This window comes from Agromyces flavus, from assembly GCF_900104685.1.
Taxonomy (GTDB): Bacteria; Actinomycetota; Actinomycetes; order Actinomycetales; family Microbacteriaceae; genus Agromyces; species Agromyces flavus.
Genome location: NZ_LT629755.1, coordinates 779,702 through 805,968 on the forward strand (window position 1 = coordinate 779,702; position 26,267 = coordinate 805,968).

Annotated in this window: 13 protein-coding genes; 8 read left to right on the forward strand and 5 right to left on the reverse strand. The window is 69.8% G+C overall.

The annotated features are described in order from the left end of the window. Positions 1-25 precede the first annotated feature (25 nt). Entirely contained in the window at positions 26-886 is an 861-nt protein-coding gene (locus BLT99_RS03795) for a sugar phosphate isomerase/epimerase family protein (protein ID WP_092669429.1), read from the reverse strand. 148 nt (positions 887-1,034) lie between these two features. On the opposite strand from BLT99_RS03795, the gene BLT99_RS03800 reads away from it, so the two are divergent. The 7 genes from BLT99_RS03800 to BLT99_RS03830 all read left to right on the forward strand — a co-directional run bounded on the left by BLT99_RS03800 (position 1,035) and on the right by BLT99_RS03830 (position 12,771). Beyond that, entirely contained in the window at positions 1,035-3,206 is a 2,172-nt protein-coding gene (locus tag BLT99_RS03800) for a bifunctional alpha,alpha-trehalose-phosphate synthase (UDP-forming)/trehalose-phosphatase (protein WP_172802995.1), read from the forward strand. Between the two features lie 65 nt (positions 3,207-3,271). Continuing rightward, positions 3,272-4,966 carry a dihydroxy-acid dehydratase gene (gene ilvD, locus BLT99_RS03805; RefSeq protein ID WP_092669430.1) on the forward strand — a complete coding sequence of 565 codons (1,695 nt, stop codon included), beginning with the start codon at positions 3,272-3,274 and terminating at the stop codon, positions 4,964-4,966. A 48-nt stretch (positions 4,967-5,014) separates the two neighbouring features. Continuing rightward, on the forward strand, positions 5,015-6,826 hold the full coding sequence (locus tag BLT99_RS03810) for an acetolactate synthase large subunit (RefSeq protein WP_092669431.1): 1,812 nt from the start codon (positions 5,015-5,017) through the stop codon (positions 6,824-6,826). Between the two features lies 1 nt (position 6,827). Next, a complete protein-coding gene (gene ilvN / locus BLT99_RS03815; protein WP_092669432.1) occupies positions 6,828-7,337 on the forward strand; it encodes an acetolactate synthase small subunit in 510 nt (169 codons plus the stop codon). A gap of 68 nt (positions 7,338-7,405) precedes the next feature. Continuing rightward, complete coding sequence (gene ilvC / locus BLT99_RS03820; RefSeq protein WP_092669434.1) at positions 7,406-8,434, forward strand: ketol-acid reductoisomerase; 1,029 nt, start codon at positions 7,406-7,408, stop codon at positions 8,432-8,434. Positions 8,435-8,773: 339 nt separating this feature from the next. Then, a complete protein-coding gene (locus BLT99_RS03825; RefSeq protein WP_157674932.1) occupies positions 8,774-10,789 on the forward strand; it encodes an adenylate/guanylate cyclase domain-containing protein in 2,016 nt (671 codons plus the stop codon). Positions 10,790-10,890: 101 nt separating this feature from the next. Then, positions 10,891-12,771, forward strand: coding sequence for a bifunctional metallophosphatase/5'-nucleotidase (locus BLT99_RS03830; protein ID WP_092669436.1), 1,881 nt, complete (start codon positions 10,891-10,893; stop codon positions 12,769-12,771). A gap of 55 nt (positions 12,772-12,826) precedes the next feature. Here BLT99_RS03830 and BLT99_RS03835 read toward each other — a convergent pair whose 3' ends face one another. After that, positions 12,827-17,053, reverse strand: coding sequence for an nSTAND1 domain-containing NTPase (locus tag BLT99_RS03835; RefSeq protein ID WP_166670927.1), 4,227 nt, complete (start codon positions 17,051-17,053; stop codon positions 12,827-12,829). Positions 17,054-17,166: 113 nt separating this feature from the next. Between BLT99_RS03835 and BLT99_RS17545 the strand changes: the two genes are divergently transcribed. Then, positions 17,167-17,538 (forward strand): hypothetical protein, encoded by a 372-nt coding sequence (locus tag BLT99_RS17545; RefSeq protein ID WP_157674933.1) that lies wholly within the window; start codon positions 17,167-17,169, stop codon positions 17,536-17,538. A gap of 42 nt (positions 17,539-17,580) precedes the next feature. On the opposite strand, the gene BLT99_RS03845 is transcribed toward BLT99_RS17545, so the two are convergent. From BLT99_RS03845 to BLT99_RS03855, 3 genes are all read right to left on the reverse strand, one after another. Continuing rightward, complete coding sequence (locus BLT99_RS03845) at positions 17,581-21,849, reverse strand: nSTAND1 domain-containing NTPase (RefSeq protein ID WP_172802958.1); 4,269 nt, start codon at positions 21,847-21,849, stop codon at positions 17,581-17,583. A gap of 100 nt (positions 21,850-21,949) precedes the next feature. Next, positions 21,950-23,971, reverse strand: coding sequence for a WD40 repeat domain-containing protein (locus BLT99_RS03850; RefSeq protein WP_172802959.1), 2,022 nt, complete (start codon positions 23,969-23,971; stop codon positions 21,950-21,952). Next, entirely contained in the window at positions 23,932-26,226 is a 2,295-nt protein-coding gene (locus tag BLT99_RS03855; protein ID WP_172802960.1) for an AfsR/SARP family transcriptional regulator, read from the reverse strand. The genes BLT99_RS03850 and BLT99_RS03855 overlap by 40 nt, the downstream gene beginning before the upstream one ends. Positions 26,227-26,267 lie beyond the last annotated feature (41 nt).

The following is a 26,267-nucleotide window of genomic DNA, read 5'->3' on the forward strand; positions in this document are numbered from 1 at the left end:
GCCCGGAGCGCCGGCCGCGCGCGAATCAGCCCTGGCGGCCGGGCAGGATCGCGTCGATCGCTCGCCGGAGCGGCGACTCGTGCGCGGGGGAGTCGATCGTCGCGGTGTGATCGCGGGCGAAGGCGACGGTCTCGCGGAGCATGTCGAGCCGTTCGCCCTCGGACTTCGCCTTCCGGGTGTTGATCTCGGCGACGACGGAGCCGTCCCAGCCGCGGTCGGTGAGCATCCGCAGCGTCTCGGCGACCGGCTCGCGGCCGTACCCCGGAAGCAGGTGCTCGTCGAAGATCTGGCCTTCGCCGATCGCGCCGGACCCGTCGCAGAGGTGCACGTGGCGCAGGCGATCGCCCAGGTCCTCGGCATACTGCAGGCTGTTGACGCCCGACAGCGCGGCGTGCGAGAAGTCGAGCGTGACGGCGTCGCAGTCCATGTCGCGAGGATCCCAGCCCGGCATGTACGCCTTCATGTTCCGGCCGGCGGCACGCCACGGGAACATGTTCTCGACCGCGATCTCGACGCCGTGCTCGGCGGACAGGTCGCGGACGATCGAGAGGAACTCGAGCGCGTAGCTCGCCTGCCAGCGGAAGGGCGGGTGGACCACGACGGTGTCGGCGCCGACGGCCTTCGTGAGCTCGGCGGTGCGCGCGAGCTTCACCCGTGGGTCGCGGCCCCACACGAAGTGCGTCAGGAGCAGGACGGGTGCGTGGATCGAGAGGATCGGCAGGTCCCAGCGCTCGGCCATCTCGACGAGGCCGTCGGCCTGCTGCGTGGTGACTTCCTGGGTCACCATGATCTCGATGCCGTCGAACCCGGCCTCCTTCGCGAGACGGAAGGCATGCTCGGGTTCGAGTGGATACACGCAGGTGGTGCTCATACCGATGCGGATCATGGGGTTCGCAGTCTAGCCCGGAACGCTGGACACGGGGTGGGACCTGTGGGGACTGTTAGCCTGAAACGCGAGCCGTCCGCGAGGAGGACCCGACGCCGTGAAGCCCGCCACCGACGCTGCCGCGCCGAACATCGCCCCCGTCTACGACATGGTGGTCGTGTCGAACCGACTGCCGGTCGACTACCTCGGCGGCGAGGGCGCGCAGACGCAGTGGAAGGCGTCGCCGGGCGGGCTCGTGACGGCGCTCGAACCCGTCATGCGCGCCGCCGACGGCGCCTGGGTCGGATGGACCGGCGTCGCAGAGCGCGAGTTCGAGCCGTTCGAGCACGACGGCATCACCATCGTGCCCGTGCCGTTGTCGGCCGACGAGGTCGAGGACTACTACGAGGGCTTCTCCAACGACACGCTCTGGCCGCTCTACCACGACGTGATCGCGCCGCCGCGCTACCACCGCGAGTGGTGGGACGCCTATGTCCGCGTCAACCGCCGGTTCGCCGAGGCCGCCGCGAACGCGGCCTCCGACGGCGCCGTGGTGTGGGTGCAGGACTACCAGCTCCAGCTCGTGCCGCGCATGCTCCGCGAGATCCGACCCGACCTCGTGATCGGCTTCTTCAACCACATCCCGTTCCCCGCCTATGGCATCTACTCGCAGCTGCCCTGGCGTCGGCAGGTCATCGCCGGGCTCCTCGGGGCCGACGTGATCGGGTTCCAGCGCGCCGCCGACGCGGGCAACTTCTCGCGCGCGGTGCGCCGCCTCTTCGGCTACCGCACGCGCGGCACGGTCATCGACGTCCGCGACGACGACGGGAAGGTCCGCCATGTCGTGGCGCGGCACTTCCCGATCTCGATCGACGCCGCGGCGTTCGAGCAGATGGCCCGCCGGCCCGAGGTGCAGGAGCGCGCGCGAGAGATCCGCAAGAGCCTCGGCGATCCCGACATCGTGATGCTCGGCGTCGATCGCCTCGACTACACCAAGGGCATCCGCCATCGCATGAAGGCGTTCGGCGAACTGCTGCGAGACGGTCGGCTCTCCGTCGAGGAGGCCACGCTCGTCCAGGTCGCGAGCCCGTCGCGCGAGCGCGTCGACACGTACCGGCAGCTGCGCGACGAGATCGAGCTGCAGGTCGGCCGGCTCAACGGCGACCATTCCACGCTCGGCCACCAGGCGATCACCTACCTGCACCACGGCTACCCGAGGGAGGAGATGGCGGCGCTCTACCTCGCCGCCGACGTCATGCTCGTCACCGCGCTGCGCGACGGCATGAACCTCGTCGCCAAGGAGTACGTCGCCAGCCGCTACGACGACGATGGCGTGCTCGTGCTCAGCGAGTTCACGGGCGCCTCCGACGAGCTGCGCCAGGCGGTGCTCGTCAACCCGCACGACATCGACGGACTCAAGGATGCGATGGTCGAGGCCGCGCGCATGCCCAAGCGCGAGCGCGCTCGACGGATGCGTGCGCTGCGCAAGCGCGTGCGCGACAACGACGTGGCGAACTGGTCCGCGACGTTCCTCGAAACGCTCACCGGCGCCGGTCCGATCTCCCCGGGCGTGCCGGACGGCCTGCGCGCCGCGATCGCCCGTCTCGCCGAGATGCCTCGGCTGCTCGTCGCACTCGACTTCGACGGCACGCTCGCCCCGATCGTCGATCGTCCCGACGAGGCCCGCTCCACCGAGCGCGCGCGAACGGCCGTCGAACGGCTCGCCGACGCCGACGACACGCGCGTCGCGCTCGTGTCCGGGCGCGCGCTCGACAGCCTGAAGGATGTCGCGGCGCCACCGGTCGCGGCGCTGCTGAGCGGGTCGCACGGCGTCGAGCTCCAGCTCGACGGCGGCGGCGTCACGCTCGACCTGCGGGAGGGCGAGCTGACGAGCCTCGAGCAGCTCATCGAGATCGTCGAGGACGCGGCATCCTCGTCGGACGGCGCCTGGGTCGAGCGCAAGCCCGCCGGGATCGCGCTGCACACCCGCAAGCTCAGCGCGACGGCCGGTGCGGCGCTGCAGCGCGTCGCACGCGAACGAGTGGATGCCGCCCTGCCCGGCCTGTCGACCCGAAGCGGGAAGAACGTGCTCGAGTTCGCGGTGCGAGCGAGCGACAAGGGCGAGGCGCTCACCCGGCTCCGCCAGCACGTCGGTGCCGACGCGGTGCTCTACGTGGGCGACGACATCACCGACGAGGACGCGTTCGCGACGCTCGACATCGACGACGTCGGCGTCAAGGTGGGCCAGGGCAAGTCGCTTGCCGCGTTTCGCCTGCGTGGACCCGACGACGTCGCCGAACTGCTCGAGCTGCTCGCCGATCGGCGCGACGCCGCCCGCTGACGCAGGCCCTCGGAGGCCCGCCGCCGCGGCCAAACGGCCCGTCGGAGGCCTCTAGACTCGACGATATGTCGGAGATCGATCCCAAGCCCCGCAGTCGCGTCGTCACGGATGGCATCGAGGCCACCACGAGCCGGGGCATGCTCCGCGCGGTCGGCATGGGCGACGCCGACTGGGACAAGCCGCAGGTCGGCATCGCCAGTTCGTGGAACGAGATCACGCCCTGCAACCTCTCGCTCGCGCGCCTCGCGCAGGCCGCCAAGGAGGGCGTGCACGCCGGCGGGGGATACCCGCTGCAGTTCGGCACCGTCTCCGTCTCCGACGGCATCTCGATGGGCCACGAGGGCATGCACTTCTCGCTCGTCTCGCGCGAGGTCATCGCCGACTCGGTCGAGGTCGTCATGCAGGCCGAGCGGCTCGACGGCTCGGTGCTGCTCGCCGGATGCGACAAGTCCATTCCCGGCATGCTCATGGCCGCCGCGCGACTCGACCTGTCGTCGGTGTTCCTCTACGCGGGTTCGATCGCGCCCGGCTGGGTCCGCCTCGAGGACGGCACCGAGAAGGACATCACGATCATCGACTCGTTCGAGGCGGTCGGGGCGGTCAAGGCCGGCAAGATGAGCGAGGCCGACGCCAAGCGCATCGAGTGCGCGTTCGCGCCAGGCGAAGGAGCCTGCGGCGGCATGTACACGGCCAACACCATGGCCTCCGTCGCCGAGGCCCTGGGTCTGTCGCTGCCGGGCTCCGCGTCGCCCGCGTCGGCCGACCGCCGACGCGACTACTACGCGCACCGCTCGGGCGAGGCCGTCGTCAACCTGCTGAAGACCGGCATCACGGCCCGCCAGATCCTCACGAAGAAGGCGTTCGAGAACGCCATCGCGGTGGGCATGGCGCTCGGCGGCTCGACGAACATCGTCCTGCACCTGCTCGCCATCGCGCGCGAGGCCGACGTCGAGCTCACGCTCGACGACTTCAACCGCATCGGCGCCAGGGTGCCGCACATCGGCGACCTCAAGCCGTTCGGCAAGTACGTCATGAACGACGTCGACCGCCGCGGCGGCCTGCCCGTGCTCATGAAGGCGCTCCTCGACGCCGGGCTCATGCACGGCGACGCACTCACGGTCACCGGCAAGACCCTCGCCGAGAACCTCGCCGAGATGGACATCCCGCCGCTCGACGGCGAGGTGCTCCGCTCGCTCGACGACCCGATCCACGAGACGGGCGGCCTCACGATCCTGCACGGCTCGCTCGCGCCCGAGGGCGCCGTGGTCAAGACGGCCGGGTTCGACGCCGCCACGTTCGAGGGTCCGGCCCGCGTGTTCGAGCGCGAACGTGCCGCCATGGACGCGCTCACGAACGGCGAGATCTCGCACGGCGACGTCGTGGTGATCCGCTACGAGGGCCCGAAGGGCGGCCCGGGCATGCGCGAGATGCTCGCCATCACGGCCGCCATCAAGGGCGCTGGGCTCGGAAAAGATGTACTACTCTTGACGGACGGTCGATTCTCCGGCGGCACAACCGGCCTGTGCATCGGCCACATAGCACCCGAGGCGGTCGACGCAGGTCCGATCGCCTTCGTGCGCGATGGTGATCTGATTCGGGTCGATATCGCGGCTCGTTCCATCGATCTACTGGTCGACGAGGCCGAGCTGGCAGCCCGCCGTGACGGCTGGGCTCCGCTTCCCCCGCGCTACACCCGAGGCGTCCTCGCGAAGTACTCCAAGCTCGTGCGCTCCGCTGCCGAAGGCGCGACCACGGGCTGAGGCGTTTCGCCTGTCCCGAACTCACCGTCCACCATGAACAGGAACCGAATGACCACGGAATCCGCGCCCGTGCCATCGCCCGCCACCCTGTCGCAGTCGCACGGCAGCCCAGAGGTGCTCACCGGAGCCCAGGCCGTCGTCCGCTCGCTCGAACTGCTCGGCGTCACCGACGTGTTCGGGCTGCCCGGCGGCGCGATCCTCCCCGTCTACGACCCGCTGCTCGACAGCCGCAAGCTGCGTCACATCCTGGTCCGGCACGAGCAGGGCGCCGGTCACGCCGCCGAGGGCTACGCCTCGGCGACCGGCAAGCTCGGCGTCGCGATCGCCACGTCGGGCCCCGGCGCCACGAACCTCGTCACCGCGATCGCCGACGCCCACATGGACTCGGTGCCCCTGCTCGCGATCACCGGCCAGGTGTTCTCGAACCTCATGGGCACCGACGCGTTCCAGGAGGCCGACATCGTCGGCATCACCATGCCGATCACCAAGCACTCGTTCCTGGTCAAGCGCGCCGAGGACATCCCGGCGACGATCGCCTCCGCGGCGCACATCGCATCGACCGGTCGCCCGGGTCCCGTGCTCGTCGACATCACGAAGGACGCCCAGCAGGCCACGTTCTCGTTCAGCTGGCCGCCCAAGCTCGACCTGCCGGGCTACCGGCCGATCACCAAGGCGCACGGCAAGCAGGTCCTCGCCGCGGCGCAGCTCATCGTCGAGGCCAAGCGGCCCGTGCTCTACGTCGGCGGCGGCATCATCCGCGCGGGCGCGTCCGACGAGCTGCTGGCCCTCGCCGAGGCCACCAAGGCCCCGGTCGTCACGACGCTCATGGCGCGCGGCGCGTTCCCCGACTCGCACGAGCAGCACCTGGGCATGCCCGGCATGCACGGCACGGTGCCGGCAGTGCTGGCGCTGCAGGAGGCCGACCTGCTGGTCGCGCTCGGCGCACGGTTCGACGACCGCGTGACCGGCAAGGCCGCGCTCTTCGCGCCCGACGCGAAGGTCGTGCACGTCGACATCGATCCCGCCGAGATCTCCAAGATCCGCACGGCCGACGTGCCGATCGTGGGCGATGCGAAGGACGTGCTGGTCGACCTGCTCGCCGCGTACCAGGAGACCATCAAGACGACCGAGCCCGACCTCTCCGACTGGTGGGCCACGCTCGACGGCCTGCGGAACGAATACCCGCTCGGCTTCTCGCCCACCTCCGACGGGCTCCTCGCTCCCCAGTACGTGATCCAGCGGATCGGCGAGCTGACCGGCCCCGAGGGCGTCTACGCCGCGGGTGTCGGCCAGCACCAGATGTGGGCGGCCCAGTTCATCAAGTACGAGCGGCCGAACTCCTGGCTCAACTCCGGCGGCGCCGGCACCATGGGCTACGCCGTTCCGGCGGCCATGGGCGCCAAGGTCGCCGAGCCGAACCGCACCGTGTGGGCGATCGACGGCGACGGCTGCTTCCAGATGACCAACCAAGAGCTCGCGACCTGCACCCTGAACGACATCCCGATCAAGGTCGCGGTCATCAACAACTCTTCGCTCGGCATGGTGCGTCAGTGGCAGACGCTGTTCTACGACGGGCGCTATTCGAACACCGACCTCAACACGGGCCACGACACCGTGCGCGTGCCCGACTTCGTGAAGATGGCCGAGGCCTACGGCGCGCTCGGCATCCGCGTCACGAAGGAGGACGAGGTCGACGCCGCGATCAAGCTCGCGCTCGAGACGAACGACCGCCCCGTCGTCATCGACTTCGTCGTGTCGGCCGACGCCATGGTGTGGCCGATGGTCCCGCAGGGCGTGTCGAACAGCTATGTCCAGTACGCCCGAGACCATTCGCCGGCGTTCAGCGAGGAGGAGGACTGACATGTCGACCCACGTGCTCTCCCTCCTCGTCGAGGACAAGCCCGGTCTGCTGACCCGCGTCGCGGGGCTCTTCGCCCGCCGCGGCTTCAACATCGAGTCGCTCGCCGTGGGCCACTCCGAGATCGACGGCCTCTCGCGCATCACCGTCGTCGTCGACGTCGAGGACCTTCCGCTCGAGCAGGTGACCAAGCAGTTGAACAAGCTCGTCAACGTCATCAAGATCGTCGAGCTCGACCCCGCGCAGTCGGTGCAGCGCGAGCACCTGCTCATCAAGGTGCGTGTCGACAACTCGACCCGATCGGCCGTGCTCGAGGCCGTGAACCTGTTCCGCGCCCGCGTGGTCGACGTGTCGACCGACGCTCTCGTGATCGAGGTCACCGGCGACTCCGGCAAGACGACCGCCCTGCTGAAGGTCCTCGAGCCCTACGGCATCAAGGAGATCGCCCAGTCCGGCCTCCTCGCGATCGGCCGCGGCGGCAAGTCGATCACCGAGCGCGTCTTCAAGAGCTGATCCCGGATGGCGCGACGCGCGTCGCGACATCCGCTCATCGAACCCAACCAAGGAGAAAGAACCGCAACATGGCTGAGATCTACTACGACAAGGACGCCGACCTCTCGCTCATCCAGGGCAAGAAGGTCGCCGTCATCGGCTACGGCTCGCAGGGCCACGCGCACGCGCAGAACCTCCGCGACTCCGGCGTCCAGGTCGTCGTCGGCCTGAAGGACGACTCCAAGTCCAAGCCCAAGGCCGAGGAGGCCGGCTTCGAGGTCAAGAACGTCGCCGACGCCGCGGCGTGGGCCGACGTCGTCGTCATCCTCGCGCCCGACCAGTTCCAGCGCCACATCTACGCCGAGTCGGTCAAGGACCAGCTCGCGCCCGGCAACGCGCTCGTCTTCGGCCACGGCTTCAACGTCCGCTTCGGCTACATCCAGGCGCCCGAGGGCGTCGACGTGATCCTCGTCGCGCCGAAGGCCCCCGGCCACACTGTGCGCCGCGAGTTCGTCGCGGGCCGCGGCATCCCCGACATCATCGCGGTCGAGCAGGATGCCTCGGGCCAGGCGTGGGACCTCGCGAAGTCGTACGCCAAGGCCATCGGCGGCACCCGCGCGGGCGTCATCAAGACGACGTTCACCGAGGAGACCGAGACCGACCTGTTCGGCGAGCAGTCCGTGCTCTGCGGGGGCGTGTCGCAGCTCGTGCAGTACGGCTTCGAGACGCTGACCGAGGCAGGCTACCAGCCCGAGATCGCGTACTTCGAGGTGCTCCACGAGCTCAAGCTCATCGTCGACCTCATGTGGGAAGGCGGCATCTCGAAGCAGCGCTGGTCGGTCTCCGACACGGCCGAGTACGGCGACTACGTCTCGGGCCCGCGCGTCATAGACCCGAGCGTCAAGGAGAACATGAAGGCGGTGCTCGCCGACATCCAGGACGGCACCTTCGCCAAGCGCTTCATCGACGACCAGGACAACGGCGCCAAGGAGTTCCTCGAGCTCCGCGCCAAGGGCGAGGGCCACCCCATCGAGACCACCGGTCGCGAGCTCCGCAAGCTCTTCTCGTGGACCCAGGTCGACGAGGACGACTACGTGGACGGCGAGGTCGCTCGCTGACGCGAGCGGACCTGCCGCCCTCTCCGTCACTGTGCTGATGCGGCGCCGGCCCTCGTCCGGCGCCGACGGCGAGGTCGCTCGCTGACGCGAGCGGACCTGCCGTCCTCTCCGTCACTGTGCTGATGCGGCGCCGGCCCTGGTCCGGCGCCGACGGCGAGGTCGCTCGCGAGCTTCTGGCGCTCGACGGCCCGCTTCGGAACAGCCCGTTCCCCGATCACGGGGGACGGGCTGTCGCGTGCCGTCTCGATCGGTCGCTTCGCTGAAGCGACAGGTCGAACATCGGGTCCGACGTCGCCGGGGCACGCGTCCTGGCGTGCTGCCGGTGGGAGAATGACCCATGTGACCGATGGCTCACCGGTCGAACGCGCCCGGGCGGCGCTCGGGCGCCACTCGTGGCGTGAAGCGTTCGACCTGCTCAGCGCCGAGGACGAGGCGGGGGCGCTCGCGCCCGCCGACCTCGTGCTGCTGGCCCAGGCGGCGTGGTGGGTGGGCAAGCTGCCCATGGCGATCGAGGTGCGTGAACGGGCCTTCGCCTCGGCGATCGCGCAGCACGACGGCGCCGTGGCCGCCCGGCTCGCCGTGACGCTCGCCCGTGACCACCTCTTCCGCAATGCCTATCCCGTCGCCAACGCGTGGCTCAAGCGGGCTCAGGGCCTCCTCGACCAGGTGCCGGAGAACCCCGGCCACGGATGGCTCGCAGCGATGCAGGCCTTCCACGACGCCCTCGTGGGCGATGAGCACGGCGCCCTCGCCAACGCCACTCAGGCCCTCGACATCGGTCGGCGCCACCACGACCGCGACCTCGAGACCTTCGCCATGGCGGAGCGCGGCTCGGCACTCGTCTCGACCGGCCGGGTGATCGAGGGTCTGGCACTCGTCGACGAAGCCACCGTCACGGCCGTCTCCGGCGAGATCGAGCCGGACATCGCAGGGGGCATCTGCTGCACGGGAATCGAGACGTACAGTTCGATCGGCGAGTGGACCCGTGCCGCCGAATGGACCGAGGCGCAGGACCGGTGGTGCCGGCGCGAGGGAATCAACGGCTATCCCGGCATGTGCCGCGTCTTCAGGTCCGAGATCAAGCGTCGACGCGGTGATTGGCTCGAGGCCGAGGCGGAGGCCCGCCAGGCTTCGGTCGAGCTCGCGGGCTTCGTGCCTGCTGCCGTCGGCACGGCGCTCTACCAGGTCGGTGAGATCCGGCTGCGCCGTGGCGACCTCCCAGGCGCTGAGGCGGCCCTCGTGGAGGCGCATGCGCTGGGGACCGACCCCGAACCCGCGATGTCGTTGCTGCGACTCGCCGAGGGCAAGGTCGAGGTCGCGGCGACGGGCATCAGATGGGCTCTGGACGGACCGGTGCCGACGCCGACCTGGCGGGCGACGCCGGACACCGGGCCCCATCGCCTGCCGCTGCTGCAGGCACAGGTCGAGATCGCGCTGGCCGAATCCGACGCGATGACGGCACGAGCGGCCGCCGAGGAGCTCGGCCGGATCGCGTCGGAGTTCCCGACCGGTGTGCCGCAGGCTGCTGCGGCGGCGGCGATGGGTGCGGTCGAGGCGGCGGAGGGCACGCTCGACGACGCTCGCCGGGACCTCTTGCTGGCGGCGTCGCTGTACACGGCTGCGGAGGCGCCCTTCGAGACGGCGATCGTACGTCGTGGTCTCGCCGACGTCCACGCGGCCGCCGGTGACGCCGATGCCGCGATCGTCGAGGCACGGGCCGCCCTGTTGGTGTTCGAGCGGCTCGGGGCCGTCCCCGAAGTGCATCGCACCGAGCGGCTGATCGCCACGATCGAGGCGTCCCTGGACGCGAGCGCGCTCGACGGCTCGGCTCGCGGACCGCTGGATGGCGGCCTGCCGAGGGTGGTGCGGACCTTCGTCTTCACCGACATCGTCGACTCGACACGACTCACCGAGTTGCTCGGCGACGAGGCCTGGACCCGCATCCTGAGGTGGCACGATCAGGCCGTACGCGCCGCCGTGGCCGAACACGGCGGGCAGGAGATCAAGGAGACCGGGGACGGGTTCTTCCTCGCGTTCGACGATCCGGACCAGGCCGTCGATGCTTCCGTGGCCATCCAGCGGAAACTGGCCGACCTGCGGCGCGAGCACGCGTTCGCCCCTGAGGTGCGGATCGGCGTCCACCGCGCCGAGGCGAGCCGGACGGGGCTCGACTACATCGGCGGCGGCGTCAACCTCGCGGCGCGCATCGGGATGGCCGCATCCGGGTCCGAGATCCTCGTGAGCGCCGCGACGATCGTCGGTTCACGGCGGCACGACCTGCCGATCGAGCGTCGGTCGTTGTCCCTCAAGGGGATAGCCGACCCCGTCGAGGTCGCCGCCGTCGCCTGGCGGTAGCCCCGGAGATCAGTGCCCTGTGCGATCTCCGTCATGCGCAGATGAGCAAAACCGTGCCGACCCCTTGTCACGAACCGACGCGGCATGATCGCATCCTCTCCATGACCCGACACACTCACCCTGAGCCCACCCCGCGCTGGTGTTCCTGCGCCGTGCCTGACGACGAGGTCGAGCCCACGACCTCCGGCTCCGGCTTCAGCCGACGCAACCTGCTGGTCGGCGCGTCCGCGGCCTCCGTGCTCGCGGCGGCCGGCTGGCCCGGCGCCGCCCAGGCCGCGCCGCGCGATGATTCCCTCAAGATCACGATCATGGGCACGTCCGACCTGCACAGCAACGCCGTCAACTGGGACTACTACAAGGACGCGACGTACAGCGACAGGGATCAGAACGCGATCGGCCTCGCGCGCGTCTCCAGCGTCGTCAAGCAGATCCGCGAGAAGCGCGGTCGCGACCACACACTGCTGTTCGACGCCGGCGACACCATCCAGGGGTCGCCGCTCGGTTTCTACTACGCGCTCGTCGACCCGGTGACCGAGAGCGGGGCGACCCATCCGATCGCGGCGCAGATGAACGCCATCGGCTACGACGCCGTCGCACTCGGCAACCACGAGTTCAACTACGGGCTCGAGTTCCTCGACTACTGGATCTCGCAGATGGACGCCGACGTGCTCGCCGCCAACGCGGTGCACGCCGGCACGAAGGTGCCCGCATTCACGCCGTACACGATCAAGACCATGAAGGTGAAGGGGCGCCCGCCGGTCCGCGTCGGCGTGCTCGGCCTCACGAACCCCGGCGTCGTGATCTGGGACAAGGCGAACGTCAGCGGCAAGATCGAGGTGCTCGACCTCGTCGAGGCTGCGGCCCGGTGGGTTCCGGTCATGCGTCGCGAGGGCGCGGATGTGGTGGTCGTCAGCGCCCACTCGGGTGAGAGCGGCACATCGTCGTACGGCAGCGACCTGCCCGTCGAGAATGCGGCGAAGCTCGTCGCCGAGCAGGTGCCCGGCATCGACGCCATCCTCTTCGGGCACGCCCACGTCGACGTGCCCGAGCGGCTCGTGACGAACACGGTCACCGGAAAGACGGTCGTGATGAGCGAACCGAAGAACTGGGGCCAGCGCCTCAGCGTCTTCGACCTGGATCTCGAGTTCTCGCGCGGCAAGTGGAGCGTCACGAAGGGCTCCGCCTGCACCATCAACACCAACACGGTCGTCGACGACCCCGAGCTCGTCGCCGTCGTGCGCGCGCAGCACGAGGCAGTGGTGAAGTACGTCAACACGCCGGTGGCCGTCTCCACCCAGGCCCTGTCGGCCGCCGAGGCGTGCTGGAAGGACACCGCGATCCTCGACTACGTGAACGAGGTCCAGACCGCGACGGTCGCGGCCGCCGTGGCCGGCACGCCCGAGGCGGCGCTGCCCATCGTGTCGATCGCGGCACCGTTCAACCGCGGCGCCACGTTCCCGGCCGGCGAGGTGACCATCAAGGATGTCGCAGGGCTGTACATCTACGACAACACGCTCATGGCCTCGGTGCTCACGGGCGCCCAGATCAAGGAGTACCTCGAGTACTCGGCGAAGTACTTCAAGCAGGTGGCGCCCGATGCCCCGGTCGACCCGGCGGCATGGACGAACGCCCCATGGCCGACCCCCCAATCGCCGACCATCCCGGACTACAACTACGACCAGTTCTCGGGCGTCGACTACGGCGTCGACATCTCTCAGCCGGTCGGCTCGCGCATCGTCGGCCTCTCCTTCAACGGTGCAGCCGTCGCGGCCGACCAGAAGTTCCTCGTCGCGGTCAACAACTACCGGCAGTCCGGTGGCGGTGGCTTCCCGCACATCGCGACCGCACCGGTGGTCTACAACGCGCAGGTGGCCATCCGCGAGGCCATCGTGTCGTACGCCTCGGCGCAGGGCACGATCGACCCGGCCGACTTCCACGTCGAGAACTGGCGACTCGTCAGGAACGGGACGCCCGTGGTCTGATCTCCGCGGACCGCCTGCGCGGCGGGGTCGGCTTCGGCCGGCCCCGCCGTCGGTGTCAGTCGGCGGAGTCGAAGCCGCAGGTGCTCTGCGGCTCGCCGAGGTCCGAGAGGTACGTTCTCCACTCATCGGCCGTGAGGTCACGGCCGGCGACTCGGCAAACCGCGTCGAACTGGTGCTCGGGATCGAGGTCCCAGACGACGACGCCCTCGGGCATCGACAGCGCGAGCTCCATCCCATCGGGGCGCAGGTGTTCGGCGAGCGGGGTCGCGGGGTCGGCGTGCAGGGGCTCGCCGATCCGGGTTCCGCTCGGCAGGTCGTACAGCATCGTCGAGCCGTCCGCCGCGCTGATGAGAAGCGTTCGCGCGTCGGTGCTCAACGCCGGGATGCCGAGGCCGCCCGCGGCTCCGGGAAGCGATCCGGTGCGGTCGAGCGTGTCCGTCTCGTACCATCCGATGCGGTTGTCCTCGAGGCCGATCAGCCTGCCGTCATCCAGGATGACCGTGCCTCCGATGAAGAGGGCACGATCCTCCACGACCTGCCCGTCGTCCCCGTCGATGATCGTCACGTGCGTGGACACGGGCGTGCCGTCCGGCGCGAGAGCGGATTCCCCGAAGTACGTGACCGCGATGCGTCGGCCATCTGGGGACTTGGCGAACCAGATGGGCCAGCCGTCGAAGGCGAGCGGGTCTCCGACGGGCTCGAGGTCCGCCGAGTCGAGGTCGACGATCCGGCCTTCGGGGTCCATCGCATGGATCACCGCGCCGTCGAGATCGACCCAGTACCTGTGCAGGTCGAGTGGCTCGCCGATGGGCGCTCCGCGGTCGGGATCGACGACGCGGAAGGCGAGGTCGTCGGGGTAGTTGGCGATGAGCCGGCGCCCGGCAGCCCAGCCGACGGCGTTGACCGCACCGTCGAGCTCATAGGTCTGAGCGCCGGTTCGCGTGTCCACGACCGCTGCGCCGACCCACGGCGACTCGCTGATCGATCCGGGGTGCGGCGGGGCCACGACGATCGAACTGCCCTCGAACGAGTAGCCTCCCACCGCGGTCGCGCCCGGCGCGACGAGCCGGTGCGCAGCACCCCCGCCGTCGAGACTCCACCGGGAGATCGCTGCCTCGGTGCCGCTGATCGTCGTGAGAACCGCCCCGTCGGGCGAGACCTCCATCGTGCCGACGTCGCCGAGCAGGGAGTCCAAGCTCTCGCCGGTCGCGCGACCGTCCTCGAGTACGAATACGGTGATGCGTCCGTATCTGTTGCCGCAGTAGATGCGGTCGTGCGGTTCGGATACGGCCAGCCAGTAGCACGGTCCGTATGTCTGACCGCCGAGCTCGCGCGACCAGACGACGCGCTTCGCGGCAGCATCGACGGCGATGAGCTCCTTGTCCCCGGCAGCCACGATACGACCAGACGGGGTCACATCGATCGCCTGGTGCGCGGAGCCCTCGGGGACGACGATCGAGTCCACGACTCTCGCCGAGGCCGGATCGATCACGTCGAGGCTCGTCCCGAGCCGGCCGACGATGAGGCGCCCCGCCGGGTCGAACGTCATGGCGACGGCGAGCGTGTCGCGGTCGAGGGGGATCGGACGATCACCCGCGATCGGGCGCCGCTCGCCCGAATCGGTCGAGACGAGCGTGACCGCGCCGTCCCGCGCAGCGGCGACGGCGACGATCGAGCCGGTCCGATCGAGGGCGAGCGCGCCGGCGCCGATATCGAGCGGTGTCGGGCCGACCAGATGACGTCCGCTCGCGAGCTCCACCACGACGAGCTGGGACGCGCTTGCCACGCCGATGAGCTGTCCGGGGATCTCGACGGACTCGGTCGACCAGAGCACCGCGCCGACACGGCCGTCACCGCTCACCGCGACGAGGATCGGCCCATTGACATCGGCTTGGAATCCGAGGTCCAGATCCCGTGCGACTTGGGCGGTCTCGAGATCTCGAATCGCGAGCTCGCCGTCGACCGTTACGACGAGCGCCTGCTCGGTCCCGGGGATCACAGCACCGTAGGCGTGGTTCACACCGGGCATGAACGCGTTCCCGAGGAATCCTCCGGCTCCTTGAAGCACTCCCATGAGGCCCGATCGCGTGCGCGGGTCATCCGGCCAGCGCCGATAGGCCTCCGCGGCGAGCAGGGCCGAGACGTCGCGTTCGGAGTCTCGAAGGGCGAGCGCCATGCCGACCAGGCCCTCGATGGTGGCGCTGTCCCGCTGGGCGCTCGCTTCGCGAGACGACACCATGGCAACCGACCCGGCTCCGACCAGGAGCACGATCAGCCCCGCCGCCATCGCCAAGGTGCTGCGGAGCCGCCGATTCTGCCGGCGGTCGTGCCGGGCGCGCTCGGCGAGCGCCTCCTGCTCCGAGGTCTCCCGCGCGGAGGACGCGGCGAGGAAGGCCGACTCGGTGTCGGTGAGGTCCCTCGGCTCGGCTTCGCGCCACTCGCGCACCGCCTGCAGGCGACCTCCGCGGTAGAGGTCCTCATCCGGGCGGCCGTCGGCGTCCCATGCCTCCGCGGCGAGCGAGAGCGAGGCGAGCAGCCGCGTGCCCTCCGCGTCCTCCTCGAGCCAGGCGTGGAGTCGCGGCCACGCGGTCGCGATCGACTCGTGGGCGACGGCGAGGGAATCGGCCTCGGTGCTCACGAGCCGTGCATCGGCGAGCAGGGCGAGGACCTCGTCTCGCGAGGGATCGGCTCGGAGTGCACGCGAGGGCACCCGCCGACGCACGGGACTGCCGTCGGGAGCGAGTGCAACGAGCCGTGCCAGCGTCGAGCGGCACAGGGCCCGTTGGCGCGCATCCATCGACTGGTACAGCCGGTCCGCAGACTGTGCGATGGCGCCGGAGATGCCACCGGATGCCTCGTAACCGGCCACCGTCAGAGTGCCGCCCTCGCGACGAAGCCAGGTCTCGACGAGCGCGTGCGAGACGTGAGGGAGCGAACCGCTGCCTCCCGTCGCATCCCGGAGGATCAGCTCGGAGAGGCCGGGCTCGAGACGGAGTCCGGCGCGGCGCGCGGGCTGCTCGATCGCCGCGCGGAGGTTCTCCGGCGACATCGGACCGACCAGGTGCACGCCTGCCGAGAACAGCCGGCGAAGCTCCGGCTGGGCAGCGCAGTCGTCGAGGAAGTCGGAACGCACCACGAGGATGATCGAGGCCCCCTGCTCGATCGCCTCGGCGAGGGCGTGGGCGACATCGTCCACGTCGTGGGTCCCGGCTCCCGTATGGAAGAGCTCCTCGAACTGGTCCACCACGACGACGACCGGCGCCCGCCGAGCCCCGGCCATCGCATCTCGAACGGCCGCGCCGAGCTTCGCCGACGGGGTCAGGATCACGACACGATCGCCTCGCCGCCGCAGGACGGGCACGAGACCGGCACGAACGAGGCTCGACTTGCCGCTGCCGGATGCTCCGGTCACCGCCAGGAAGGGCGAATGCGCGAGGCGGTCGAGGGCTGCGCCGATGTCCTCGCCGCGACCGAAGAAGTCTTCCTCGTCGTCGACCCCGAATGCCGTGAGGCCGTGGTACGGGCACGCGTCGCTCGGCGTCGCGGGAGGCTCCCCGACGTCGAGCACTGAGTCGTGCCTCAGGATCGCCAGTTCGAGCCCGCGGAGCTCCTCGCCCGGCTCGATCCCGAGCTCCTCCGCCAGACGCTGGCGCGCCGACCTGATCGCCGCGAGGGCATCGGCCTGCCTTCCGTTCCGGTAGAGCGCGGTGGCGAGCAGGACCCAACGTTGCTCTCGCAGGGGCTGCTCGCGGACGAGACGCTCGGCGCCGGCGATCACCGACGCGTGCCCGCCCAGCGCCAGTCGGCAGCGGAGGAGGAGTTCTTCGGCCTCGACGCGCACCTCCGAGAGGCGCGCCGACTCGACGACGGCAGGCGGCCATTCGGGCAGGTCGGGGTACGGTGCACCGCGCCAGAGTTCGAGTGCGCGATCGAGCGCGTCGATCGCGCGCGCAGGATCACCGTCGTCGGCGTGCGCGCGGGCGGCCTCCACGAGTCGGTCGAACCGACGCGCATCCACCGAGTCCGGGTCGAGCACGATCGTGTACCCGCCCGGCCCAGTCCTGATCAGCCGGGAGCCGAGAGCCCGGCGCAGCAGGCTGACGGCGTGCTGCACCTGCTTCGGCCAGGTGCCCGGCGGGTCGTCGCCCCAGACCGCGTCAGCCAACTCGTGGGGGGAGACGGGGAATCCGCTGCGGAGGACCAACGCCGAGAGAACCGATCGTTCCCTCGGGCTCAACGGCCCGTTGTCGGTGAGCAGCGGGCCGAGGACCCCCACGCTCATAGCCGCATTCTTCGCCCCAGCGTGATACGCGTCAATGCAACGGGCGCCCCACCGATACCGTCCCGATACCGGCCGGGGCCGGGGCCGATACCCCGACGTCGCAGCTTCGAAGCATGAACACCACGACCAAGACCCATCGCCTGACCGCGGCGGCATGCGCCGCCATCCTCGCGGTCACCTTCGCCGGCTGCGCAAGCGCCGCCGGATCGAGGGGCACCGCGCCCAAGATCGCCGTCGGTGGAGCTGCATCCGGCTCCGCTCGCTTCGTGCCCGACGACAACGATCCCCGTGGGCGTCACACCGTCCGCGAGTGGATCTCGCTTCAGGCCGTCGACGATGTCCTGAGCCCCTTGACGTCGATCACCTCCGCGGAGCTGCGCGACCGGTATGGCGCCCGACAGGCAGCCCCGATCGAGTCGTCGCAGGTCGATCCGTCGCGGGTCGATCGTCCGCGGATCGATCCCAGGCTCACCACGGCTGGGTGATGACGGCGCGGCGGGGTCGGATTGCGCCGGCCCCGCCCGTCGTCAGTCGACCGAATCGAAGCCGCAGGTGCTCCGCCAGTCTCCGAGGTCGCCGAGGTAGGTGCGCCACTCGTTCTCGGTGAGATCACGGCCGGCGATGCGACAGACGTACTCGAACTGGTGGTCGGGATCCATGTCCCACACGACGACGCCCTCGGGCATCGAGAGGGCCATCTCGAGGCCGTCGGGACGGAGGTACCCCTGCGGGATGGGCTTACCATCCGTGGGGAACGCTTCGCCGATCTGGGTTCCCGTCGCCGTGTCGTACAGGATCGCCGTGTCATCCCCGACCGTCACCAACAGGAGCCGAGCGTCGTCGCTTGATGACGGATGCTCGAATCTGCCCGCCGCGCCGGCGATCGTTCCCACCCGCGCCAGGGGATCGGTCTCGTACCGGCCCATGCGAGTGCCCTCCATGCTGATGAGTTCGTCGTTCTCGAGCATGATGTGCGCCCCGATCTCCGCGGGCTCGTCGTACAGGAGGCGATGCCCCTCGGTCGAGAAGATCGCCAGCCGCGTCCCGGGGTTGCCTCCCGTCCCCTCGTGACTCCCATAGGTCACCGCGATCCGGTCGCCCTCAGGCGTGGTCGAGATCCGAAGCGGGAATCCGCCGACACGCCACGACTCGCCCACCGGGTCACCCGTCCGTGGATCCAGCTCCTGAACGTCGTCGGTCCCCGACAAGGCGAACAGTCTCGTGCCGTCGACCGAAGGCCAGAGGCCGCCATCATAGGCATCCAGATCAACCGCTGGCGCCAGGTCTGCTCCGGTGTCCGCGTCGATGCCGAGAAGCCCGTGCTCAGACCCACGTGCAAAGAGTCGTGCGTCTCGTGCCCAGCTGACCTCACTCACCGCCTCGTCGAACTCGTACGTCGGAGCGCCCGTCGCCGTATCGACGATGACGACCCCCTCCAGAATCCGTCGCACGACGAGGGCCGGGCGCATCTCGACATACTCTTCTGCAATGGCCGGAAGGTCGGCTTGTGCGGCTGTAGCGACCATCGAGCCCTCGAACGAGTACGGTCCGGCCAGCATGTGCCCTGGAGCGAGAAGCCGACGCCCGAGGCCCAGGCCACCGAGCTGCCACCGGGAGATCACCGGCCGATCACCACTGATGGCCGTCAGCACAGCGCCGTCGGCGCTCAGGTCGATCGTCCCGACGTCGCCGTAGACGGGCCCGATCTCTTCGGCGGGAACCAGCGCGCCGTCCGCGAGATCGAAGACGCTGATCCTCCCGAATCGGCTTCCGCAATACACGCGCTGCATCGACTCCGATACGGCGAGCCAGTTGCACTCCTCAGGTGGGAGCGGCCAGCTGAATTCCGTCGACCAACGGACTTGGCGGAGGTCGGGCTCGAATGCGACCAGTCCGAATTCTCCTGATGCAATCACGATTCCGGAGTCGCCGACCGTCATGGCGGCGTGCGCTGTCGATTCTGGCACTGCGATGGTCGCCGAGATCGTCGCGGAATCGGGATCGATCATGTCGACGTGGTCATCGAGGCGTCCGACCAGGAGCCGACCACCGCGATCGAACGCCAGTGCTGCGGTATTCGCGTAGATGCCGCCATCCGGGATGCCGTCGCCGGCGAGTGCTGTAGGTTTCTCCCCAACGATTCCGCGCCCACGCCTGTCCGAGGTCGATCTCAGCGTCACTGCGCCGTTGCTGGAATCCGCGATCGCAATGGTGGAACCGTCGGCATTCACGGCGAGCGCGCCCGCCCCGACGTCGATGTCGGTCGGACCCTCGATGCGCTCGGCGCGTTCGAGGTCGAACACGACGAGGTGCGAGTCATCGGTGCTGCCAGATTCCGGCTGAGACGGCCACACCACGACACCGATACGGCCGTCGCCGCTCACCTCGACGAGCGGCGGTGTCGGACGTGCGGGGCCGGGGTCGAACCCGAGATCCAGTTCCTCGAGCATGCGTCCGGTCGCGGTGTCGCGGATACCGGCGTTCCCGGCGGTCGTGACGATAAGTGCGTGATCCGTGCCCGGGATGACGCTTCCGTACGCGTTGCCGCTCGAAGCGACGACGGCCGTGCCGAGGAATCCGCCTGCGCCCTGCAGGATGCCCATGAGTCCTGAGCGTGCGCGGGGGTCGTCGGGCCAACGCCAATACGCCTCGGCGGCCACGAGCGCGGCGACGTCGCGCTGCGAGGTCTGCAGCCGGAGGGCGGTGGCGACGAGTCCCTCGAGGGTCGCGCTGTCCCGTTGCGCTCGCGCCTCCTGCGACGAGACCACGGCGACGGACCCGGCGCCGACGAGCAGCACGATGAGGCCCGCGGCCACCGCGAGCAGCGTCCGGAGCCGCCGATTCTGGCGCCGGTCGCGAACTGCGCGCTGCAGGACCTGTTCCCGTTCCACGGTGGCATGCGCGTCGGATGCCTCGAGGAATGCTCGCTCGACGTCGGTCAGGTCCCGAGTCTCGGCGTCGCGCCATTCGACGGCCGTCTCCAGGCGCGCACCGCGGAGGAGATCGTCCGCGGGGCGACCTGCCGCGTTCCACGCCTCCGCCGCGGTGGCGACTGCGGTGAGGATTCGCGCACCGTCGGCATCCTCGTCGAGCCAGGCCCGCAGGCGGGGCCACGCTGTCGCGAGCGATTCGTGTGCGACCTCGACGGAATCGGCCTCGGCGCTCACGAGGCGGGAACGGGCGAGCATCGAGAGCACCTGGTCACGGGAGGCATCCGCTCGCAGGGGCTTCGACGGGACCCGTCGGCGGATCGGGCTGCCGTCGGGCGCGAGGGCCACGAGCCGCAGGAGGAGCCGTCGGCACGTCGCGCGCTGGTCGGGATCCATGGCCTGGTACAGGCGGTCGGCCGATTGTGCAATCGCACCCGAGATCCCGCCGGCTGCCTCGTAGCCCGCAACGGTCAGCGTCGCACCCTCGCGTCGCAGCCAGGTCTCGACGAGCGCGTGCGACAGGTGGGGGAGCGCGCCGGCCTCGCCGGCGGCATCCCGTAGGAGCAGTTCGACGAGCCCGGGTTCGAGGCGGAGGCCCGCACGTCGGGCAGGCTCCTCGATCGCCCGGCGCAGTGCGACGGGAGCCATCGGCCCGACGAGGTGAACGCCTTCGGCGACGAGGGGCGCCAGATCAGGATGCGCGGCGCACTCGTCGAGGAAGTCGGAACGCACGACGAGGATGACGATCGTGCCCGTCAGCACGGCCTCGGTGATGGCGCGCGCGGCGGCGTCGACATCGGCCTCGCCGGCGTGGAAGGCCTCCTCGAATTGGTCCACCACGACGACATCGGTGCGACCAGACCACACGGCGTGCTTGATCCGCACATCGAGGTCGTGCTCGGGGGAGAGGATGACGACGCGGTCGCCGCGCCGCCGCAGGGCTGGAACCACGCCGGCTCGGACAAGGGAGGACTTGCCGCTGCCCGACGCGCCGGATACGGCAAGGAACCGCGACCTGGCGATGCGGGCGAGAGCGGCGTCGATGTCGCCATCTCGGCCGAAGAAGTCGTCCTCGTCCTCGACTCCGAACGGCTGCAGCCCGCGATATGGACAGGCAGCGCTCGGGATCGCAGGCATGTCCGTCGGGTCGAGGGAGTCGTCATGACGCAGGATGCCCACCTCGAGAGCTGACAGCTCTGCGCCGGGTTCCGCGCCGAGGTCGTCTGCGAGGCGTTCGCGAGCCGCGCGTATGGCTGCAAGGGCATCGGCTTGGCGGCCGTTGCGGTAGAGCGCCGTGGCGAGCAGCGCCCACCGTCGTTCCCGCAGCGGAGCCTCGCGCACGAGGCGTTCTGCATCGGCGATGGATGCCGTGTCCTGGCCGAGTCTGAGGTGCGCGTCGATCCGAATCTCCTCGAGCTCCATGCGAAGCTCGTCAAGCCGCCCTGCCTCCACGACGGCGGGCGGCCACGACGCCAGGTCGGCGTACGGTGTGCCGCGCCAGAGCTCGAGTGCGCGTTGCGCGGCGTCGAGGGCGCGCGCGGGGTCGACTTCGAGGTGATCGCGAGCGGATGTCGCCAACCTCTCGAAGCGCTCGGTGTCGACGGCGTCAGGGTCGATGCGCAGCGTGTACGCGCCGGGACTCGTTTCGATCGAGTCCCGGCCGATCGCGCCACGTACCAATCCGATGGACGCTTGAAGCTGCTTCGTCCATGTCCCGGGGAGGGCCTCACTCCAGATCGCCTCGCCGAGCTCGTCGACCGTGACTGGCCGTCCGGCGCGAAGGATCAGCGCCGAAAGCAACCTACGCTCCCTCGGACTGAGCGAGACCCCCTCAAGAGTGAGCGGGCCGAAGACCGCCACGCTCATGCTCCGCATTGTTCGCCGTTGTCGACCGGACGTCAATCGCGGACGCATACCGCCCATACCGACTGCATACCGGGGACGCGCGTAGGCTGGTCCGGCGGCGTCAGCCGGCGGGATCGAAGCCGCAGGTGCTGTGCCAGTCGGCGAGTTCACCGAGGTACGTGCGCCACTCGTTGTCGGTGAGGTCGCGGCCGGCGATCCGGCACACGTGCTCGAACTGGTGATCGGGATCGAGGTCCCACACGACGACGCCCTCAGGCATCGAGAGGGCCATCTCGAGGCCGTCCGGACGGAGGTATCCCCGGGGAAGGAGCCGGCTGTCGGTGTCGAACGGCTCGCCGATCCGGACCCCGGACCCGGTGTCGTAGAGCAGCGCGTTCCCGTTGTCGGTCAGCATGAGCAGGGTGCTCGCGTCACGACTCAGCGACGGGTTCCCGAGGTTCCCTGTCCCGCCGGAGAGGGTGCCGATGCGAACGAGGGGATCAGTCGTGTACCGACCCATTCCGGTTCCCTGCACGCCGATGAGCTCGCCGTCATCGAGCATGACGTGAGCGTCGAGTGCGATGGGATCGTCGGACCGGAGCCGATGATCCTCGGCATCGAAGATCGCCAGCCATGTGCCCTCCTGGTCGCTCGCAGAGGCGTCTTCGTTCTCGCGCGGAGATCCGTCGCTCCAGTGCGACACGACGATCGTGTCGCCGTCGGGTGCGACCGAGAGCCATGTGGGAATGCCTTGGGTGCCCCACGGATCACCGGCCCACCTGCCAGTCCGTGGATCGAGTTCGCGGATCAGACCGTCGTCGCGCAATGCGAACAGCGTCGTGCCCGCCGACGAGGGCACGAGCACCGACACGCCCCAGATCGGCTCTCCGACCGGATCTCCGGTGTCCGCGGCGACGATCCTGAGCAGGGTGTCCTCGGCCGATCGTGCATACAATCTCCGGTCTCGAGCCCAGCCGACATCGCTCACCGCCTCATCGAATCGATACCCCGCCTCGCCGGTTTCGGTGTTCATGGCGACGACGCCCTCGATGATCTGTTCCGTGAAGAGAGGAGACACCCTTGATTCGATTCGCGGTTCGGCCTGCGGTGCCGTCACGACGAACGAGCCCTCGTACGAATATGGGCCGGCCAGCATCTGGCCGGGGGCGATGAGCCGTCGGCCCACGCCGACGCCGTCGAGCTGCCATCGCGAGATGGTCGGCTGACCGCCCCCTATGGCGGTCAGGATCGAGCCATCGGCGTCCACGTCGAGATTCCCGACTGCCCCGTAGAACGGTCCGATCTCCTCGGCCGGCACCGGGGCCCCGTCCGCGAGATCGAAGACAGTGACCCGCCCGGATGCGCTTCCGCAGTACACCCGTTGCCTCGGTTCGGAGATGGCGAGCCGACTGCACTGGCCGCGGTCGGTTCCTCCTAGGTCCGTCGACCATCGAACCCGCCTGCCCTCGGGTTCCATCGCGATGAGGTCGGGGCCCCCCGACCCCACCACGATCCCGGAGTTGCTCACGGCCATCGCGGCGTTCACGGGCTGGCCGGGAATCCGCATGGTGGCCGAGATGGTCGCCGACTCGGGATCGATGATGTCCACCCGATCGTCGAATCGTCCGACCAGCAGGCGGCCACTTGGATCGAACGCGAGGGACGACGTGCGCGAGTGGCCCCCTTCGTCAGACGATGACGTGGGCACGCTGTTCACCGTCTCGTTCGTGATACCGCGGAGGCCAGGAACATTGGTCGACACGAGTGACACGGCTCCGTCGAAGACATCCGCGAGGGCGATGATTGAGCCGTCCTCGTTGATGGCGAGCGCGCCGGATCCCACGTTGATACGAGTCGGTCCCCAGATTGGCTCAGCGCGCTCGAGATCGAACACCACGAGATTTGATCGCGTGGATTGGCCGAGCCGGCGCAGACCGCCAGACGTGAGGGCAGGCGACAGAACGGCACCGATCCGACCGTCGCCGCTCACTTCGACGAGCATGTCGGCAGCGTCCGGATCGGGTTCGAAGCCGAGTTCCAGGACCTCGCGCATCTCTCCCGTCCCGGTGTCGCGGATGCTGGCGTCCCCGGGAGCCGTGACGATCAGTGCGTCTTGGGTGCCGGGGATGAGGTTCCCGAACACGTTTCCGGTCGGCGCGGTGAGAGTGGTGCCGAGCAGGCCGTCGGCACCCGAAGCACCCTCACGAGGCCGGATCGAGTACGCGGATCGTCCGGCCACCGCCGATAGGCCTCCGCGGCCAGGAGCGCGGACACGTCGCGTTCCGACGCTTGAAGCGCGATCGAGGTAGCGAGGAGCGCCTCGAGCGTGGCGCTGTCGCGCTGTGCGTTCGCCTCCTGCGAAGTCACCACGGCGACGGATCCGGCGCCGACGAGCAGGACGATCAAACCGGCTGCGACGGAAAGCAGGGTGCGCAATCGCCGGTTCTGGCGCCGGTCCCGCTGAGCGCGATCCTCGAGTTGCTTCCGCTCGGCGGTGGCTCGGGTGGCGGATGCATCGAGGAAGGCGCGCTCGACGTCGGTCAGGTCGCGGGGCTCGGCGTCACGCCACTCCAGGGCCGCCTGCATACGCGCGCCGCGCAGCAGATCGTCTTCTGGTCGACCCGCTGCGTTCCACGCCTCTGCAGCAGCGGCGACTGCCGCGAGGATGCGCGTCCCCTCGGCGTCCTCCTCGAGCCACGCCTGGAGGCGCGGCCATGCCGTCGCGAGCGACTCGTGCGCGACCTCGACGGAGTCGGCTTCGGCGCTGACGAGCCTCGCGCGGGCGAGCATCGAGAGGACCTGCTCCCGTGCGCCATCCGCTCGGAGCGGCTTCGACGGCACCCTGCGTCGAATGGCACTACCGTCTGGCGCAAGTGCGACGAGACGCAGCAGGAGCCAACGGCAGGTCACGCGCTGGTCGGTGTCCATCGTCTCGTAGAGACGGTCGGCGGATTGCGCGATCGCGCCCGAGATGCCGCCGGACGCCTCGTAACCGGCGACGGTGAGCGTCGCACCCTCGCGACGGATCCAGGTCTCGACGAGCGCGTGCGACAGGTGGGGCAGGGCGCCGGCCTCACCCGCGGCATCACGCAGGATCAGTTCAACGAGTCCCGACTCGAGGTGCAGTCCGGCGCGTCGAGCCGGCTCCTCGATCGCCTGGCGGAGTGCCGGCGGCGCCATCGGGCCGACGAGGTGGACGCCCTCGGCGACGAGGGGTGCCAGGTCGGGGTGTCCGGCGCAGTCGTCGAGGAAGTCGGACCGAACGACGAGGATGACGATCGTGCCCGTCAGCACGGCTTGGGTGATGGCACCGGCGGCGGCGTCGAGGTCGGCCTCGCCGCCGTGGAACACCTCCTCGAACTGGTCGATGACCACGACGTCGGTGCGCCCGGACCACACCGCGTGCTTGATCTGCACGTCGAGGTCCTGCTCGGGTGTCAGGATGACGACGCGGTCGCCTCGTCGTTGCAGCGCGGGGACCACGCCCGCGCGCACGAGCGAGGACTTGCCACTCCCCGACGCCCCCGAAATGGCGAGGAAACGCGACCGGCCGATCCGCGCCAGTGCGGCATCGATGTCGGCGTCGCGCCCGAAGAACTCCTCCTCGTCTTCCACGCCGAACGGCTGGAGGCCGCGATAGGGGCACGCCGTGCTCGGTCGTTCCGGCACGTCGCCCGGGTCGAGGGCGTCGTCGTGGCGCAGGATCGCGAGCTCGAGGTCGGCGAGTTCGGTACCCGGCTCGGCACCGAGCTCGTCGGCGAGTCGATCGCGCGCCGCGCGGATCGCCGCAAGTGCATCGGCCTGCCGTCCGGAACGGTACAAGGCCGTGGCGAGCAGGACCCAGCGTCCCTCGCGCAGCGGCGCCTCGCGAACGAGTCTCTCGGCGTCGGCGACGGATGCCGCGGCCTCGCCGAGCCTGAGGCGGGCGTCCACCCGCAGCTCCTCTAGCTCCATCCGCACCTCGTCGAGGCGGCCCGCCTCCACGACGGCGGGAGGCCACGACCCGATGTCGGCGTAGGGCGTACCACGCCAGAGCTCCAGCGCGCGTTGCGCCGCATCCAGCGCGCGAGCGGGGTCCTCGTCGAGGTGTCGGCGAGCGGATGCCGCGAACCGCTCGAATCTCTCGGCATCGACGGTGTCGGGGTCGATTCGCAGCGTGTACGCACCCGGCGTCGTCTCGATCGCGTCGCGACCGATCGCCACTCGAACCCGACCGATCGACGCCTGGAGTTGCTTCGTCCATGTCTCGGGAAGGCTGTCGCTCCACAGTGCCTCGGCGAGCTCGTCGGTCGTGATCGGCCGTCCCGCGCGAAGGACCAACGCCGAGAGCAGCGTGCGCTCTCTCGGTCTCAATGAAGCTCCGTCAAGGCTGAGCGGGCCGAAGACGCCGACGCTCATGCTCCGCATTGTTCGCCTGTGCGACGCAGGCGTCAATGATC